Genomic DNA, 15,843 nt, shown 5'->3' with positions numbered 1-15,843 from the left:
CCGGCTCGCTCCACCGAAAATCTCAACCCACGCCCATCGACGCCAGAGGCTCCGACAACGCGTCGTTCCCATCGTTCAATCCCACCGCAGGCGATGCAACCGGCCTGCGCCGCCTTGTCCGTGTCGCCGCGCTTCCCGGTCCGCCGCCGACCAGCTTTTGCAGGTCGATCATCCCGCGGGACAGGGAGATGCCGCGCGGCCCGGCGATGAAGCGCGGCTCCCAGCGGGGGGCATATTTGTCCTTATAGGCGCGCAGCCCCTCAAAGCCGTAGAAGCTCTCGCCATGGCGGAAGAAGAAGGCGCCCGCCTTGGCCCAGAAGGGCGAGAGACGCCGCGCCTCTATGCCCGAAAGCGGGGCCAGGCCCAGGGTGAACCAGTCATAGCCTTGGCTGCGCGCCCATTGCATCAGGCGGATGAACAGGAAGTCCATCGCGCCATAGGGCATTTGCGTCGCATGGCGCATCAGGTCGACCGATAACTCGCGGCGATTGGCGGTCGCCCAGATATTGGCGAAGGCGACGATGCGCCCATCCTGCCGGACGAGGGCGCAATCGCAGGCCGCGATATAGGCCGGGTCGAAGCGGCCGACGCTGAACGCCTTTTCGCCATGGCCCTTGGCGGTGAGCCATTCGTCGGAAATCGCCTCCAGTTCCTCCAGCAACGGCGGGACGGCGGGCGCGGGCACGATCTCAAAGATCGCGCCTTCGCGCATGGCGCGGCGTTCGGCATAGCGCAGCGGCTTGGCGTCCGGCCCCTCCAGCGTGAAATGATGCAGGTCGACGCGGGCCTCCTCGCCATATTTGACGATGGCGAAACCCAGGTCGATCGCCAGCGGCAGGGCGTCGAGGCTCAGTTGATAGAGCAGCAGGCGGCCCTGTTCGGCATCCGCCATCTCGCGCAATTGCCAGAGCAGGTCGGGCCATTCCGTCCGGTCTCCGACAGGGTCGCCCATGACGATCCAGCTATGCCCCTGCACCTGATACATGACGAAGGCCCGGCCAGTGTCGGAGGTCAGGAACAGCTTGTCGCCGGTGGTCGCAAGGAAGGCGTCGGTCCGCTCAGCCAGCGCCAAAGCGTCCGCGCTGAAGGCGGTGGAGGGGCGGTCGACATGCAGGGGCGCGGTCGCGGGGCGGAACATGCGCCAGAAGGCGGCGCCGACCGCCAGCACCGCGCTCGCGAGGCCTGCGCGCAGGAAGCGGGCGGCGTTGGCGTGCGGGCCGAAATGCCACCATATGTCGTTCTGATAATCGACATGCTTATAGGCGAAAAAGCCGATCCAGATCGACAGGCCGACCGCCACCGCCAGCGTCGCGATCCAGGCGGGGGTCAGCGCTTCGGCAGTGAAGCTGGTGCGGCGGTAGAAGGCGCCCCGCGTCCATTGCAGCAGCGCGGCGATGAGGAGCAGCGCGCTCGCTTCCTCATAGTCCAGTCCCTTGATCAGCGAGAAGAGCGCGCCCGCCAGCAGCAGCGCTCGGGTCATCCAGAAGGCGGCGTCGAGCCTGCGATAGAGGCCCGATGCCAGCAGGATCAGCAGCGTGCCGATGATGCTCGCGGCGAAGTGGGACGCCTCTACGAAGGTCAGCGGCAGCCAGTCGGTGACGATGTGCATGCGGTGCTGGATCGCGGGCAAGGCGCCGGAAATCAGCAGGATCACGCCGCCCACCGCCACCAGCAGCGACAGCATGACCGGCGCCATGCCGGATGCAGCCGCCTGTGCCCCATCCAGCACCCGGCTGACGGGATGGCGCCAGCTATTGCCTTCATGCAGGGCGATGGCGATGACGCCCAGCAGCAAGGGGATCAGATAATAGATCAGGCGATAGGCGATCAGCGCCGCCAGCAGGCTGGGCCTGTCCACATCGGGCAGGGCGGCGAGGATCACCGCCTCGAATATGCCGAGGCCTCCGGGCACATGGCTGACCAAAGTGACGATGATCGCCAGCGCATAGGCCAGGAACAGCGTGGGATAGAGCGCCGGTGCGATGCCCGGCACCAGGATGAACAGCGCGGCGCTGGCGGCGGCGAGGTCGATGCTGGCGACGCCGATCTGGGCGGCCGCCTGCGTCCTGGTCGGCAACGCCAGCCTCCAGCCGAACAGGCGCGGTGCGCGGCCGGGGCCAAGGACGAACAGCGCCGCCATCGTCAGGATCAGGATCGCCCCGCCCGCCAGCCTTTGCAACGGCATGCCGATCGTCCATCCCATGATGCCGATATCCGCCGGATGGACCAGCATCAGTGCGCCCGCCAGCACAAACACCCCGCCCCAGAAGGACAGGCCCGCCGAGGCGATGATGCGCGCAATGTCGCCGCCCTCAAGGCCAGCAGCGGTGTAGATGCGGTAGCGCGCCGACCCGCCGGTCAGCAGCGACAGGCCCAGATTATGGCTGAGCGTGTAACTGCAGAAGGAGGCGAGTGCCGCCGTCCGCCACGGCAAGGGCCGCCCGACGATCCGCAGCGCGACATAGTCGTAGAAGGTGAGCGCGACATAGCTCGCCGCCGTCAGCGCCAGCGCCCCGGCCAGCCGCCAGCCCGCGATCAGGTGCACGGCATGGCGAATATCCTTCAGCCGCACCTCCGCCAGCAGGCCGTGCAGCGTCACCAGCCCCAGCGCCGCCACTGCCAGCGTGACGGCGACCGTCAGCGGCGCTTTCCAGGCCTTGATCCGTTCGACCAGGATCATATCGTCAGCCCCTTGAGCATATGAGTCACCAGCAGCGGGGCGTTGCGGTCGAAATGATGGCCGCCGGGCACGACCACCATCTGCGCCAATCCTTGGGGGATGGAGGGGCAGGCGCTGTCATTTTCCAGCGTTCCGCGCACGCAGAGCATGGGCAGGCCGCGCAGCCGCGCTATGGCGGGAATGGTCGGATATTGGCGGTTCGAATCCATGTTCAGCCAGCTACTCATGTGAAACTGGAAATCGGCGCTGGGGCTGAGGCCCAGCAGCGAGAGACGCCGCACCTGAGCGCGCTGGGGCGCGGGCAGGCCGCCGACGATATAGGGCAGCACATCCGCGCCGAAGCTGTAGCCGACCAGCAGGACGCGGGGCCGCCGCCAATGGCGGGAATAGCCCCGGATGATGGCGCTGAGATCGCGGGCGGCGCCGTGGGGCGTGCGCTCGCTCCAGAAATAGGACAGGCTGTCCACGCCGACGACGGGGATGCCCGCTTGGGCGAGCTGGCCCGCCACATCCTTGTCCAGCCCGACCCAGCCGCCGTCGCCCGAATAGATGACCGCCATCATGTCGGTGCGCGGCGCGGCGGCGTCGGTGACGATGTTCAGCGGCAATCCGGTGGGCAGCGCGGCATCGGCGGGTGGCGCGGCGAGGAAAGGCCGAATCTGGGAGAGCAGCGCGACCTCCCCCTCTCCCCTCGCGACGGTTACCAGCCTGCCGCTGCCGGTGCGGGCGACGAAGCGCTGCAATGCGGGGCGCGGGGCTTCGGCCAGCGCGATCCAGGGCGAAGGGAGTCGGCGGCTGGGGGCGAAGGCGAAGCCATGATGGGGACGAGCGATGGCGGCGACCTTCAGGCTGCCCGACCGGCACCAGGACCGGCCACCGTCCAGAAGCGGCGTGAAGTCCTGCGAGAACACCGCCTTGTACGCGCCATTGGGTCCGGCGGCGAGCGTCGCATAGGCGAGCGCCGCCCCTTCGCCCCGGCCGATCAGGATCGGCTTGCTGTACATGGGCAGCGCCAGCCGGTGTTGCAGGTCGCGAGCCAGGGCGATGATGCCGTAATTGGGATTGATGCAGCGGTGCGAAGCCTGCAACGCCGTCAGAAAGGAGGGGGTGGAGATGCCCGCCACCAGCGCGCCCCGCGCCGCCAGGGCGCGGGCGGTGTCGGCGCTGTCATCGTCCCAGCCATTGCTGCCTGAGAGCGCCAGCACCACTCCGTTCGGCACGCCCGCGGGCCGGTAGACTGCGATTAGCCCCATGGGCGGAAGGCTGTAGCGGCTTTCCGCGATCGGTCCCGTCGCGCCGGGCACAGGATCGGCCGCCGCCCGCGCCGGGTTCATTACGTTGACGGTCGACAGCAGCAAGCCCGCCCCCGCCAGCAGGCCGGGTATCAACCAGAGACGGGCGTGGCGAAAATCGATCATGACTGCCCCGGCAACCGCTCGATCCGGGTCCAGAGCTGCGACTTGCAGATCAGACCGCCCAATATGCAGCCCTTGACCCGCAACTGGCCCGGCGAAAGCTGGCTGATCTGCGAACTGAAGCGGCGGCCCAGATCGGGGACGAAGACGGTGCCGCGCCATTGTCCCTTGCCCTCGGCGCGATAGTCTTCCAGCAATTCGGTGCCGACCAGCCGGGCTGTGCCGCCGTCGCGCGCATCGGCCTGCGCTTCGCGGTCGGCCCAGACGATCCAGCCGCACAGCCGGTCGCCGCAGGGTCCGGTGCGCACGGCGACATTATTATGCGGGCCGAGCCACAATCCTTGGGGTTGTCGGCCTTCGGGCTGAGGGACCGGCACATTTGCGGCCGTAGCCAGAAGCGCCAGCGCTGCCCAAAGCCTCCCCATCGCCATATGACCCATCCTTCCCCGGAACGATCACCGCTTCTGGACCCTTTCAGATTGCGGGAGGCTCTGCTCTGTCTGAACTTTTGGCAATGTTCGGGGCGGTTGGCAGGGCGCGGAGCAGGGTTGCCGCCACCAGCGCGCTGTCGTCGCGCAGGAAATGGCCGCCGGGCAAGCCGATGATGCGGACATTGGACTGGCGCCAGCCGGGGCAGAGGCTGCCGCTCTCCGCCAGACCGTGGATGCAGATCACCGGCGCCCAGTCGAGCGCATGGGCGGCGGGCGCGGCCGGGCCGTCGTCGCCAAAGTCGAACACCCCGCCCGGCGTTGCGCGGAACAGCATGGTGTCGGCGGGCACGATCAGCGCGACCATGGCTATCCGGGCGCGCAGCGAAGGCGGCAGGCGTTCCAGCCCGGCGAGCAGCATGTTCGCGCCGAAGGATTGCCCGGCCAGCACCAGCCTGCGCGCGCCGGGCAGGGCCAGGGCGCGGCGGGCCGCCTGCTCCACCAGCTTGCCGCTTTCCTCCGGCGATTGGCGGCGGGCGAAGGCGGTCAGAGAATTGAAGCCCAGCACCGGCAGACCGCCCTGCGCCATATGACCGGCGATCACTGGCCCCATGCCCGCATTGAACCCCATATCGCCGGAGAAGAAGACCGCTACGGTGCCGCCCTCCCCTGGTGTCGTAGCCGGAACGACGGTGAAGACCCGTCCGTTCGGATAGCCGAGATAGCGGCAATAGGCGGCAGCGCCCGCGAGCAGCGCCGCCAGGAATGCGAGCGCCAGAATGAAGCGAGGTCGGAGCCGAGTCACATCTTCAATCTAGGCCGTAAACTCATTAATGTCGCGCTCGAGGTTTGAGGCAAAAAGGCCCAGCACAAGGAGAGAGGGCGCAGGAATATGTCGATATTTCAAGCCCTCTCGACGCCGGGATGGGCCTTTTTGGTCAAATCTGCAGGACGCCAAAATGGCTTCCATCTCGAACCAAAATGCGCTTGCAAAGGTGTCCAACCTTCGCGGCGCGCATTTCGGCCCGATATGTTCGCCATTTTGGCGCCTCGAACGCGACATTCATGAGTTTACGGCCTAGCGTCGGTCATTTTCCTGTAAACGCCCCGCATCCGGAGGGAATAGACCGCCCCCGCCCCGCGTATACCGGGCATGAACAACGCCGCCGACCTTCGCGCCGACCATATGCGCCTTCCCGAATCCCGCCTCGCGCTGACGGGCGCGCTGGGCCGTCCGCTGCGTGTCGCGCTGTTTTCCGGCAATTATGATTGCGTGCGCGATGGCGCCAATCAGGCGCTCAACCGGCTGGTCGCCTATCTGCTGCATCGCGTGCGGGCGCAGGTGCGCATCTATTCGCCCACCGCGCCGCGCAAGGCGTTCGAGTCGGTGGGCGATGTGCGCTCCGTCCGATCGATCAGCATTCCCGGCCGTCCCGAATATCGCGTCGCGCTGGGTTTCCCTCCCGCCACCCGGCAGGATTTTGAGGCGTTCGCGCCCGACATCGTCCATCTCTCGGCCCCCGACCTGCTGGGGCGGCAGGCGCAGAAACATGCCCGCGCACAAGGCATTCCGGTGGTCGCCAGCCTGCACACCCGCTTCGAAACCTATCTCGACTATTACCGCCTGTCCTTCCTGCGCGGGCCGGTGGAGCGCTATCTCGACCGCTTCTATGGCGATTGCGACCGGATTCTCTGTCCCACCTGGCCGATCGCGCGGGACATGGAGGCCCGGCTCGGAACCGGGCGCGTCGCCCTGTGGGGGCGCGGCATCGACCCCACCTGTTTCCGCCCGGCGCTGCGCGATCAGGCTTTGCGGTCCAGCCTCGGCTATGATGCGGAGGATATGGTGCCGCTGTTCTTCGGCCGGCTGGTGCTGGAAAAGGGTCTGCGCATCTTTGCCGAAACCATCGACGCCGTCCGGGCGCAGGGGCTGGCCGTCCGGCCCTTGATCGTCGGGGAGGGACCGGCGCGGGGCTGGCTGGCCGAACGGCTGCCCAACGCCACCTTCATGGGCCATTTGTCGGGCGAGGCTTTGGGCCGCGCCGTCGCCAGCGCCGACATCCTCATCAACCCCTCGGTCACGGAAGCCTTCGGCAACGTCAATCTGGAGGCGATGGCATCGGGCCTCGCCATCGTCTCCGCCAATGTGCCCAGCGCGTCGGCCCTGATAACCGAAGGGCGCACCGGCCTGCTGGTGCCGCCCAAGGATGTCGGAGCCTATGCGGCGGCGGTTGCCGGTTTGGTCCGCCAGCCGCATCGCCGCGCCGCGCTGGGCACTGCGGCGGCCGAGGCGGCGGCGCGCTTCACCTGGGACGATGTGCTGGAGGATGTGGCGCGCAGCTATGCCGAGGCGTTGCACATGCCGCTTGCCACCCCGGCGGCCTGGGCGGCATGACAGCAGGATGATGGACGACGGTTCAGACATCAGGGACGATCTGGCCGCGATGCGGCGCTATGCCCGGTCGCTGACCCGCGACGATCAGGAGGCCGACGATGTGGTGCAGGACGCCCTCGTCCGCGCCATCGAGCGGCAGGAGACGTTCCAGCCCGACCGCAACCGCCGCCGCTGGCTGCTCGCGATCGTCCATAATGTCTTCTTCTCCGCCAAGCGGCGCGAGGCGGCGGAGGCGCGGCGCAACAGCCGCTTTGCCGAAACGCTGGTCGACCGGCTGGAGCCGGGGCAGGAGGAACATGCCCGGCTGGTCCAGATTGCGCGGCAGTTTGCCGCCTTGTCCGAACATCATCGCGCCGTGCTGCACCTGACGGCGATAGAGGGTTTCAGCTACCAGCAGGCGGCGGAAACCCTGGGCGTGCCGGTGGGCACGGTGATGTCGCGGCTGGCGCGGGCGCGCGCGGCATTGAGAGAAAGGGAACAGGGGCAGCCGGGTGGAGCTGGCCTCCGGCTGATAGGAGGAAGCGATGACTGATCGCCCAACCGATCTGAAAATTACCGATCAGGAGATTGACGCCTATGTCGACGGCGAGCTGGATGTGGAGCGGCGCTTCGTCGTCGAAACCCATCTCTCGCATCAGCCCGACCTTGCCGCCCGGGTCATGGGCGACCTCAGCGTCCGCAGCGGGCTTTGCATGCTGACGCAGGACGGCCGGCCGGTGCCTGCCGGTCTGGCGGAAATGGCCGAACGATTGGCGCACCCGCCGAAAAGCCGCTGGCGCCGGATGATGCCGATGGGCCTGGCGACATCGGGGCTGGCGGCGGCCTTTGCCGTGTGGATGGTGGGCTTCGAACGCCCGCCTGCCTATGTCAGCTATGCGGTCGCCTCGCACCGGATCGCGATGCTGCGCGCCGACATGAATTCGCAGATCGAAGCGCCCCGCTTCGATGCGCGGGAAGTCGCGCTCAACACCCGCATCGCCATGCCGCAACTGCCCGACGACTGGCATGTCACCGACGTCCAGCTATTCCCGACCGACAAGGCTCCCGCGCTGCTGATGGCGGTGCGCACCGATGCGGGGCACAGGATGACGATCTTCGCCGTGCATGAAAAAACCGCCGCGCCCGAACATCCCGATGCGGTGCGGGAGGGCAGGCAATCGGTGGCCTATTGGCGGCGCGGCGACATGTCCTACGCCCTGACCGGCGATCAGGAGCCGGGGACGATGGACGCGACGGCGGAGGCGCTGGCGCGGATTTGAGGGGGGGGGCTTCATGCAGCACCGCGTTCCTGCGGAGGCGGGAACCCAGATCAGACGTTGGAACTGGGCTCCTGCCTTCGCAGGAGCACGGTGTGCAAATAAGATTTAAGCGACTCTATCCCGCCTTACGCCGGGAAATTGCCCGCCGTGACGAACTCCGCGATATCCTTGCGGCCGCTCGGCGCTTCGCGTGACTGGAGCGCTTCGGGCAGGATCGCCTTGTCCGCGATGCGGCCGATCGCGACGGCGGCTTCGATGCGGAAACGGTCGGGCACGCCCAGTTCCACCCGCGCCTTGTCGAAATCGACGCCGGTCATGGCGTGGCTGTGATAGCCGAGCCGCGTCGCCTGCAACGCCAGCAGCGCCCAGGCCGCGCCCGCGTCGAAGCTGTGGCTGTGCGAGGGCTTGGCCTCTTCCGAACCCGGCGCGGCGATCAGCGTGTCGGACAGGATGTAGACCAGCGCCGAGGCATTCTGCACCCAGCTCTGGTTGAAGGGCAGCAGCACGCCCAGAAAGCGGTTCCAGTCGGCGCTGTCGCGGGTGGCGTAGAGCAGGCGCCAGGGCTGATAGTTGAAGGCGGAGGGCGCCCAACGGGTGGCGTCGAAGATGGTGTCCAGATCCTCCTGCGGGATCACGGAGGAATCGAAGGCGCGCGGCGACCAGCGGTCAAGGAAAAGCGGTTCGACGGCGCGGGTCACGGCGCGGGCGGTGGCTGACATAATATCTCCCTGAAATCCATGGATGGAGCGGCGCGAAAGCCGTCCGGACGATGGCCGCGATATCGGAAGCGGAGTCGGGAAGGACAAGCCCGTTAGAGCATTTTCACCGCAGATCGAGCGACGGTTCCAAAATCTCCGCCCTATCGCTGGCGTTGTCCTGCATGAGCGCGACGGCGTCAGGCCCGCGATCGATCAGGACGCGGTCCGGCTCCCGCAGCAATTCACGCTTCATGGCGTCGCTCCAGCGACCCCAATGCCGACCGATTGCCGAGCGCCATTCCATCTGTCCTCTCCCCTGCCGAATCGAGACGGCTTCTTATCTAGTTTGCAGGTAGAGATTTGTCTTTCAAGCTTTGCTGATCGAGGGGGTAGAAAAGCTTGATTGGGCGGACATAAAATCCTCCCCCACTCCCGATCATGACCAATATTTCATGAACGGCTCATCGGCCCGGCAAGGCCTGGCGCGTAAAGGCGGACCCCTAAAACAGGGCGACAGCGCGAACCATGAGCAGACCGATCTTCTTCGATCCCACCGGCCGCAGGGGGCTTTGGGCGCGGCGCCTGCTGGCGGGCGGATTGCTTTCGATCCTGCTCGCCGCCATCGCCTTTGCCACCACGCTGGTCGCCGTGCCGTCGGAGCGCGATCTCGCCCTGCCGCTTCCTCAGCCCCATGCGGCGCGCCTGTCGGGCATCTCCACCCTGCGCCGGGACATCGCCAAATGGCTGCCGCATTGGGGCAAGCATCAGGTCCAGGCCCGGCCGCTGAATGTCGGCTTCTACGTTCCCGGCGAAGAAAGCAGCATTGCGTCGCTGCGCCGCCATGTCGGACAGCTCGACTGGGTGGTGCCCGCGCTGATCGCCGTGCCCGGCCCCGGCAAGCCGATCCATGTCGCGACCGATCCGGCGTTCGACCGCATGATCGCCGCCATGCCCCGTCCGCCCAAGGTGCTGCCGATGGTGCAGAATATCGGCAAGGAAAGCTGGGACGGCGCGGGCGCGGCGCAACTGCTGCGCGATCCCGCCGCCGCGCAGGCGCTCGCCCGGCAGCTCGGCGCTTATGTCGCGCGCCGCCATGAGGCCGGCATGGTCATGGACTTCGAATCGCTGCCGGGCAGCGCCATGCCCGGCTATCTGCGCTTCCTCCACATGCTGCGCGCCGCCATGCCCCATGGCACGAAAATCGCGCTGACCGTGCCCGCCGGCGAGGAAGGCTGGCCGCTCGCCCGCTTCGCCGCCGTGGCCGACCGGGTGATCCTGATGGATTACGACCAGCATTGGCAGGGCGGCGAGCCCGGTCCGATCGCCGCGCAGGGCTGGTTCGCGCGGCAGGCGGAGATCGCCTTGCACGAGATCGGCGCCAATCACATCATCGTCGCGCTCGGCAGCTATGCCTATGACTGGCATGGCGCCGAAGGCCGCAGCACCGCCGATGCGCTATCGCTGGACGAAGCCTGGCTCGCCGCGCATGACAGCGATGCGCGCCCGCTTTACGACGCGGCCAGCGGCAATGCGGGCTTCGCCTATGACGAGGCGGGGCAGCGCCACCAGATCTGGATGCTGGACGCCGCCGCGAGCTGGAACGAACTGCTGGTGCTGAAGCGCCTCGGCATCCAGAGCGTCGCCTTGTGGCGGCTGGGCAGCGAAGACCCCGGCATCTGGGCGGACCTGACCGCCTGGCGCAATGGCGGCCGCCCGAACCTGAGTATCGTAACGAGTATGCTCAGCACCGATGTCGAGGGGGCGGGCGAGATATTGCGGATCACCGCCACGCCGACGGAGGGCCATCGCGCCGTCGCCTTCGGGCCGCAGGGGGCGATCGAGCATGAAAACTATGATGCGCTGCCAACGCCCTATCAGGTACAGCGCACCGGCGCGCAGCATCCGAAGATGCTGGCGCTGACCTTCGACGACGGGCCGGATGCGGACTGGACGCCGAAAATCCTGAAAGTGCTGGAGCAGATGCATACGCCCGCGACCTTCTTCGTGATCGGGGAAAATGCGCTGGAACATCCGGGGCTGCTGCAACGGATCGTCGCGGACGGGGATGAGATCGGCAACCACACCTACGACCACCCCAACCTCGCCACCTGGTCCGAGGAGCCGACCCGGTTGCAGCTCAACGCCACGCAGCGGCTGGTGCAGGCCTATACCGGGCACAGCATGCGGCTGTTCCGCGCCCCCTATTTCGGGGATGCGGAGCCGACCACGGCGGACGAACTGGAACCGGCGCTGGCGGCGCAGAAGCTGGGTTATACGGTGGTCGGCCTGCACGTCGATCCCAATGACTGGCAGCGCCCCGGGACCGACGCGATCGTGCGGCAGGTGATCGATCAGGTGCATTCGAACAGCGCCGACCGATCGGAAAATGTCATCCTGCTGCACGATGGCGGCGGCGAACGGTCGCAGACGGTGGAGGCGCTGCCCCGGATCATCGCGCAGTTGAGGGCGGAGGGTTATCGCTTCGTGCCGGTGTCGCAGCTTGCCGGGCTTCCCGCGCAGGCCGCCATGCCGCTGGTCAAGGCCAGCGACCTGCTGGCGGTGCGCGTGGATGTCGCCGTGTTCGTGGTTCTGGCGGCGCTTTCCGCGCTGCTTGGCTGGATTTTCTATGTCGCGATCTCGCTGGGGCTGGCGCGGGCGGTGCTGATGACGCTGCTCGCCTGGTTCCAGGCGCGGCGGGGACGGCCTGTGCCGCCGGAATATCAGCCGACCGTTTCGGTCATCATCCCCGCCTATAATGAGGCGCGGGTCATCGAAACCTCGGTCCGCCGCGTGCTGGCCAGCGACTATCCGGCGCTGCAACTGATCGTCGCGGACGATGGATCGAAGGATGCGACCAGCGCCATCGTCGCGCAGGCCTTTGCCGGCGATCCCCGCGTGACGCTGCTGACGCTCCCCAATGGCGGCAAGGCGGCGGCGCTCAACCGGGCCTTGCGCGAGGCCACGGGCGAGATCGTCATCGCCCTCGACGCCGATACCCAGTTCGAGCCGTGGACCATAACCCGCCTTGCCCGCTGGTTCGCTGATCCGGCCATCGGCGCTGTCGCGGGCGATGCGCGGGTCGGCAATCGGGTCAACCTCGTCACCCGCTGGCAGGCGGTCGAATATATCACCGCGCAGAATCTGGAGCGCCGCGCCCTGGCCGGATTCGACGCCATGACGGTCGTGCCGGGCGCGGTCGGCGCGTGGCGGCGGGCGGCGCTGGACGCGGTGGGCGGCTATCCCGAAAATACGCTGGCGGAGGATCAGGATCTGACCATCGCGATCCAGCGCGCAGGCTGGCGCGTCACCTACGATCCCGAAGCCGTCGCCTGGACCGAAGCGCCCGAAAGCTTCAGGACGCTCGCCAAGCAACGCTATCGCTGGGCGTTCGGCACGCTGCAATGCCTGTGGAAGCATCGCCGCATCCTGCGCGATCGGCGGCCCACGGGGCTTGCTCTGGTCGGTTTGCCGCAAGCCTGGCTGTTCCAGATATTGTTCGCCGCCATCTCTCCCCTCATCGATCTGGCGCTCGTCACCTCGATCATCGGCACCATCGTCCGGGTGCATCAGCATGGCTGGGCGCAGACCAGCAACGACGTGTGGACCATGGGGCTTTACTGGCTGGCCTTCACCAGCATCGACGTGCTCTGCGGCTGGGTCGCCTATGCGCTCGACAATCGCGACGTGGGTTATCCGCCGCATCTGCTGGTCGCGCAGCGCTTCGTCTATCGCCAGATCATGTATTGGGTGGTGGTGCGGGCCATCGCCTCGGCCATTGGCGGCTGGGTCGTGGGCTGGGGTAAGCTGGAGCGGACCGGGCGGGTCGCCGTCGCGCCCGTTCCGTCCGGGGCATGAACAAAGCTTAACATGACTTGGCTCCCCATGAGCATCATCCTTCATCCGGCGGCAGAAAGGCAGATGTCATGCCGCCGGAAAGTGAAGGAGACGATCCATGAAATATCTGATCTTCCCTCTCGTCGCCCTGGGGCTGGGCCTGGGCACGGGCGCCATGGCACAGCCTGCCCCCAGCGCGCCCAAATCCTATCCGCCCTGCTCGAAAAGCGTGACGGACGAATGCATGGGCTCATCGCACGACATGATGCACCACGCCGCCATGCGCCCGTCCCATCGCAAAATCTCCCATCATCGCAAGATGGCAGCGCATCACCGGCCGCATCACATGACCCATGCCGCCCATCACGCCATGAAGGCCAGGCCCGCGCCGAAATCGTCCTGACGTCAGCACATCCGGGGAAGGATGGACTCCCGACATCCTTCCCCGGCCCTTGCGAGACGGGGGAGTGAGGCGGATGGCAAAGCGCTCGATCGACAGGAACGCCACCGGATTGCTGCTGGCCGGGCTTGCCCTGTGCGCGCTGCTGATGAGCGGCGCCTTCTTCCTGCACCTGCGCCGCGCCACGGACGGCCATTTCGAAGCGGCCGCGGCCAAGGCCCGCGCCCTGCCCGGCGTGACCCTGACGGACGGTCATCCCGGCGTCATCGTCACCAGCATGGAAACCGATGGCCAGGCGGCACGGCTGGGCATCAGCGTCGGGGACGGCGTGGTCAGCCTGAACGGCACGCCGATCAGTTCGCTGGATCAGGCCAGCGCCTATCTGTTACACCATCCCCAGCCACGGATAGCGTTGGGGCTGAAACATGCGGATCACATGCGCGTGGTGATGCTGGACCGGCCGGAAGGGGGACGATGAGCCACAAGATATTGGTGGTGGAGGATGACGCCGCCACCGCCGCCTATGTCGCCAAGGGCATGAGCGAGGCGGGCTTCACCGTCGACCAGGCGGACAATGGCCGCGACGGCCTGTTCCTGGCGAGCGACGGCAGCTATGGCGCGATCATCCTCGACCGGATGATGCCGGCGATGGACGGCATGGCGATGCTGAAGGCGCTGCGCGCCGCGGGGATCGAGACGCCGGTCATCATCCTGTCCGCGCTTGGCACGCCGGAGGACCGGGTGGAAGGGTTGACCAACGGCGCCGACGATTATCTGGTGAAACCCTTCGCCTTTGCCGAGTTACTGGCCCGCGTGCAGTTGCTGCTGCGCCGGGGTGGCAGCGGCAGCGCGGTCGTCACCAATTTGCGCCATGAGGATCTGGAGATGGACCTGCTCTCCCGCCGGGTGAAGCGGGGATCGCGCACCATCGACCTGCAACCGCGCGAGTTCCGCCTGCTGGAATTCTTCCTGCGCCATCCCGATCAGGTGGTGACGCGCACCATGCTGCTGGAAGGGGTGTGGGATTATCATTTCGATCCGGGTACGAACGTCATCGACGTGCATGTCAGCCGCCTGCGCCGCAAGCTGGACGAAGGCGGCGAGGCCGGTGGTTCCAGGCCGCTGCTGCATACGGTGCGCGGCATGGGGTATCGGCTGGGGCCGGAGAATTAGGGCGGATCGTTTGCCATTAGTGTTACGTCATGGCTAGGAGCCCAAGGAGCAATCGCTAAAAACCTCCCCTCCCGCCGCTGGTTCGCCTTTGCCCGCTCGACCATCGGGCGGTTCGTGGGCCTGGCCTTCCTCTGCCAGTTCCTGGTGACGGGCGGCGTGCTGCTGTTCGTCCAGCAGGCGAGCCAGCGCACCGTCGTCGCCGCCGACCAGCAGGCGGTGGAGGATACCCGCGACGACCTGCTCGCCCTCCATCGAAGCGGCGGCGCGGCGGCCCTGCGCAGCGAAATCGCGCGCCGCTTCCGCGGTGTGGAGGGGGAACGCGCCGTGCTGCTGCAGACCGATGCGGCGGGGCGCCCGGTCAGCGGCAATCTGGGCGCCTGGCCCGCCAGCCTGTCCGCCGACGGACGCTGGCGGATCATATCGCTCTACCGCATCGGCCGCGACGAGCCGGAGCCGATCGGCGTCATCCCCGTGAAGCTGAAGGGCGGCGGGCAATTGCTGACCGGCATGGTCATTTCCAACAGCCTGCAACTGGCGCGCATCTATGAGGAGGCGCTGAGCGTCGCCTTCATCATGAGCCTGGTGCTGGCGCTGGGCATCGCCATCATGCTGGGCCGCATATTGGCGCGGCAAGTGTCCGACATCGCGCAGACCGCCAATGATGTCGCGGTGGGCGCGCTCGACCGGCGGGTGCCGACAGACGGTAGCGGCGACGCCTTCGACCGGCTTGGGGCATCGATCAACGCCATGCTGGAGCGGATCGACACGCTGGTCACGCAGCTCCGGATGATGACCGACGGGTTGGCCCATGACCTCAAGTCGCCGGTGACGCGCCTGATCTCCGTCGTCGAACAGGCCAGCGCCCAGACGCGCGACGACATCGCGCTCGATGCGTTGGAAAAGGTGCATCATGAGGCGCAGACGCTGCGCTCCATGCTGACCACGGCGCTGCTGATCAGCCGGACCGAGGCGGGCTTTGGCGGCGATCAGCGGCGCGACACCCATGTCGGGGAATTGCTGCGCGACGTGGGCGAAATCTATGGCCCGCTGGTGGAGGATAGCGGCTTTGCGCTGACCGTTTCCGCGCCTGAATCGCTGGTCTTTCCGCTCCATCGCGAACTGGTGAGCCAGTCGCTCGCCAATCTCATCGAAAATGCGCTTCATTATGCGGAGGGCGGCGACCGCATCGACCTGAGCGCCGCGCTGGAGGACGGTCATTTGCTGATTTGCGTGGCCGATAACGGCCCCGGCATCCCGGCGGAAAGCCATGCCGCCGCGCTCAAACGCTTCGGCCGGCTCGACCCGGCGCGGGGCAAGCCCGGATCGGGGTTGGGCCTGTCGCTCGTGGAAGCGGTGGCGCGGCTGCACCATGGCGGCGTGACGCTGGCGGAGAATGGCCCCGGCCTGCGGGTCATGCTGACCCTGCTGCGACCATAGAGTATCCGTGATGGTCAAGCGAGTGATTTGCGCCAGATGCGATCTGCCTTGAGCAGGGCATTTGCGGTGACGATGAGCTTTCTCATGACGGCAGTGATGGCGAGTTTTGGTGGTTTTCCGCCGG

The 15,843-nt window shown here is 67.1% G+C and carries 14 protein-coding genes; 8 read left to right on the top strand and 6 right to left on the bottom strand.

The window, feature by feature from the left end:
• Positions 1-22 precede the first annotated feature (22 nt).
• From mprF to HHL26_RS11225, 4 genes are read right to left on the bottom strand one after another with little or no spacing between them, the layout of a single operon-like run.
• Positions 23-2,680: a bifunctional lysylphosphatidylglycerol flippase/synthetase MprF gene (gene mprF, locus HHL26_RS11240; protein WP_237229949.1), complete on the bottom strand. Its 2,658-nt coding sequence runs from the start codon at positions 2,678-2,680 to the stop codon at positions 23-25.
• On the bottom strand, positions 2,677-4,098 hold the full coding sequence (locus tag HHL26_RS11235; protein ID WP_066554344.1) for an AcvB/VirJ family lysyl-phosphatidylglycerol hydrolase: 1,422 nt from the start codon (positions 4,096-4,098) through the stop codon (positions 2,677-2,679). The genes mprF and HHL26_RS11235 overlap by 4 nt, the downstream gene beginning before the upstream one ends.
• On the bottom strand, positions 4,095-4,526 hold the full coding sequence (locus tag HHL26_RS11230) for a DUF2147 domain-containing protein (RefSeq protein ID WP_066554341.1): 432 nt from the start codon (positions 4,524-4,526) through the stop codon (positions 4,095-4,097). Before HHL26_RS11230 ends, HHL26_RS11235 begins: the two co-directional genes overlap by 4 nt.
• A gap of 43 nt (positions 4,527-4,569) precedes the next feature.
• Entirely contained in the window at positions 4,570-5,328 is a 759-nt protein-coding gene (locus HHL26_RS11225; protein ID WP_237229948.1) for a virulence factor, read from the bottom strand.
• A gap of 381 nt (positions 5,329-5,709) precedes the next feature.
• Between HHL26_RS11225 and HHL26_RS11220 the strand changes: the two genes are divergently transcribed.
• From HHL26_RS11220 to HHL26_RS11210, 3 genes are read left to right on the top strand one after another with little or no spacing between them, the layout of a single operon-like run.
• The gene (locus HHL26_RS11220; RefSeq protein ID WP_066561365.1) at positions 5,710-6,918 is read left to right on the top strand and encodes a glycosyltransferase family 1 protein; all 1,209 of its coding nucleotides are present in this window, start codon (positions 5,710-5,712) and stop codon (positions 6,916-6,918) included.
• Positions 6,919-6,928: 10 nt separating this feature from the next.
• Complete coding sequence (locus tag HHL26_RS11215) at positions 6,929-7,450, top strand: sigma-70 family RNA polymerase sigma factor (protein WP_066561363.1); 522 nt, start codon at positions 6,929-6,931, stop codon at positions 7,448-7,450.
• Entirely contained in the window at positions 7,443-8,177 is a 735-nt protein-coding gene (locus HHL26_RS11210) for an anti-sigma factor (protein WP_066554337.1), read from the top strand. Before HHL26_RS11215 ends, HHL26_RS11210 begins: the two co-directional genes overlap by 8 nt.
• A gap of 125 nt (positions 8,178-8,302) precedes the next feature.
• On the opposite strand, the gene HHL26_RS11205 is transcribed toward HHL26_RS11210, so the two are convergent.
• Together HHL26_RS11205 and HHL26_RS11200 are read right to left on the bottom strand one after the other, a co-directional pair.
• On the bottom strand, positions 8,303-8,896 hold the full coding sequence (locus HHL26_RS11205) for a nitroreductase family protein (protein WP_066554329.1): 594 nt from the start codon (positions 8,894-8,896) through the stop codon (positions 8,303-8,305).
• 103 nt (positions 8,897-8,999) lie between these two features.
• On the bottom strand, positions 9,000-9,179 hold the full coding sequence (locus HHL26_RS11200) for a hypothetical protein (protein WP_066554327.1): 180 nt from the start codon (positions 9,177-9,179) through the stop codon (positions 9,000-9,002).
• A gap of 221 nt (positions 9,180-9,400) precedes the next feature.
• Here HHL26_RS11200 and HHL26_RS11195 point away from each other — a divergent pair, with 221 nt between their 5' ends.
• The 5 genes from HHL26_RS11195 to HHL26_RS11175 all read left to right on the top strand — a co-directional run bounded on the left by HHL26_RS11195 (position 9,401) and on the right by HHL26_RS11175 (position 15,719).
• Positions 9,401-12,730, top strand: a complete 3,330-nt coding sequence (locus HHL26_RS11195) for a glycosyltransferase (protein WP_066554325.1) — start codon at positions 9,401-9,403, stop codon at positions 12,728-12,730.
• 97 nt (positions 12,731-12,827) lie between these two features.
• The gene (locus HHL26_RS11190) at positions 12,828-13,112 is read left to right on the top strand and encodes a hypothetical protein (RefSeq protein WP_066554319.1); all 285 of its coding nucleotides are present in this window, start codon (positions 12,828-12,830) and stop codon (positions 13,110-13,112) included.
• Positions 13,113-13,185: 73 nt separating this feature from the next.
• Entirely contained in the window at positions 13,186-13,587 is a 402-nt protein-coding gene (locus tag HHL26_RS11185) for a PDZ domain-containing protein (RefSeq protein WP_066554317.1), read from the top strand.
• Positions 13,584-14,282, top strand: coding sequence for a response regulator transcription factor (locus HHL26_RS11180; protein WP_066554316.1), 699 nt, complete (start codon positions 13,584-13,586; stop codon positions 14,280-14,282). Before HHL26_RS11185 ends, HHL26_RS11180 begins: the two co-directional genes overlap by 4 nt.
• A gap of 144 nt (positions 14,283-14,426) precedes the next feature.
• Complete coding sequence (locus tag HHL26_RS11175; protein ID WP_066561358.1) at positions 14,427-15,719, top strand: HAMP domain-containing sensor histidine kinase; 1,293 nt, start codon at positions 14,427-14,429, stop codon at positions 15,717-15,719.
• Positions 15,720-15,843: the final 124 nt, after the last annotated feature.

It is taken from the genome of Sphingobium sp. TB-6 (assembly GCF_012927365.1).
In the GTDB taxonomy this organism is placed as follows: domain Bacteria; phylum Pseudomonadota; class Alphaproteobacteria; order Sphingomonadales; family Sphingomonadaceae; genus Sphingobium.
Note: the sequence above shows the minus strand (reverse complement) of the source record. Positions and strands in the feature narration are given on the sequence as shown.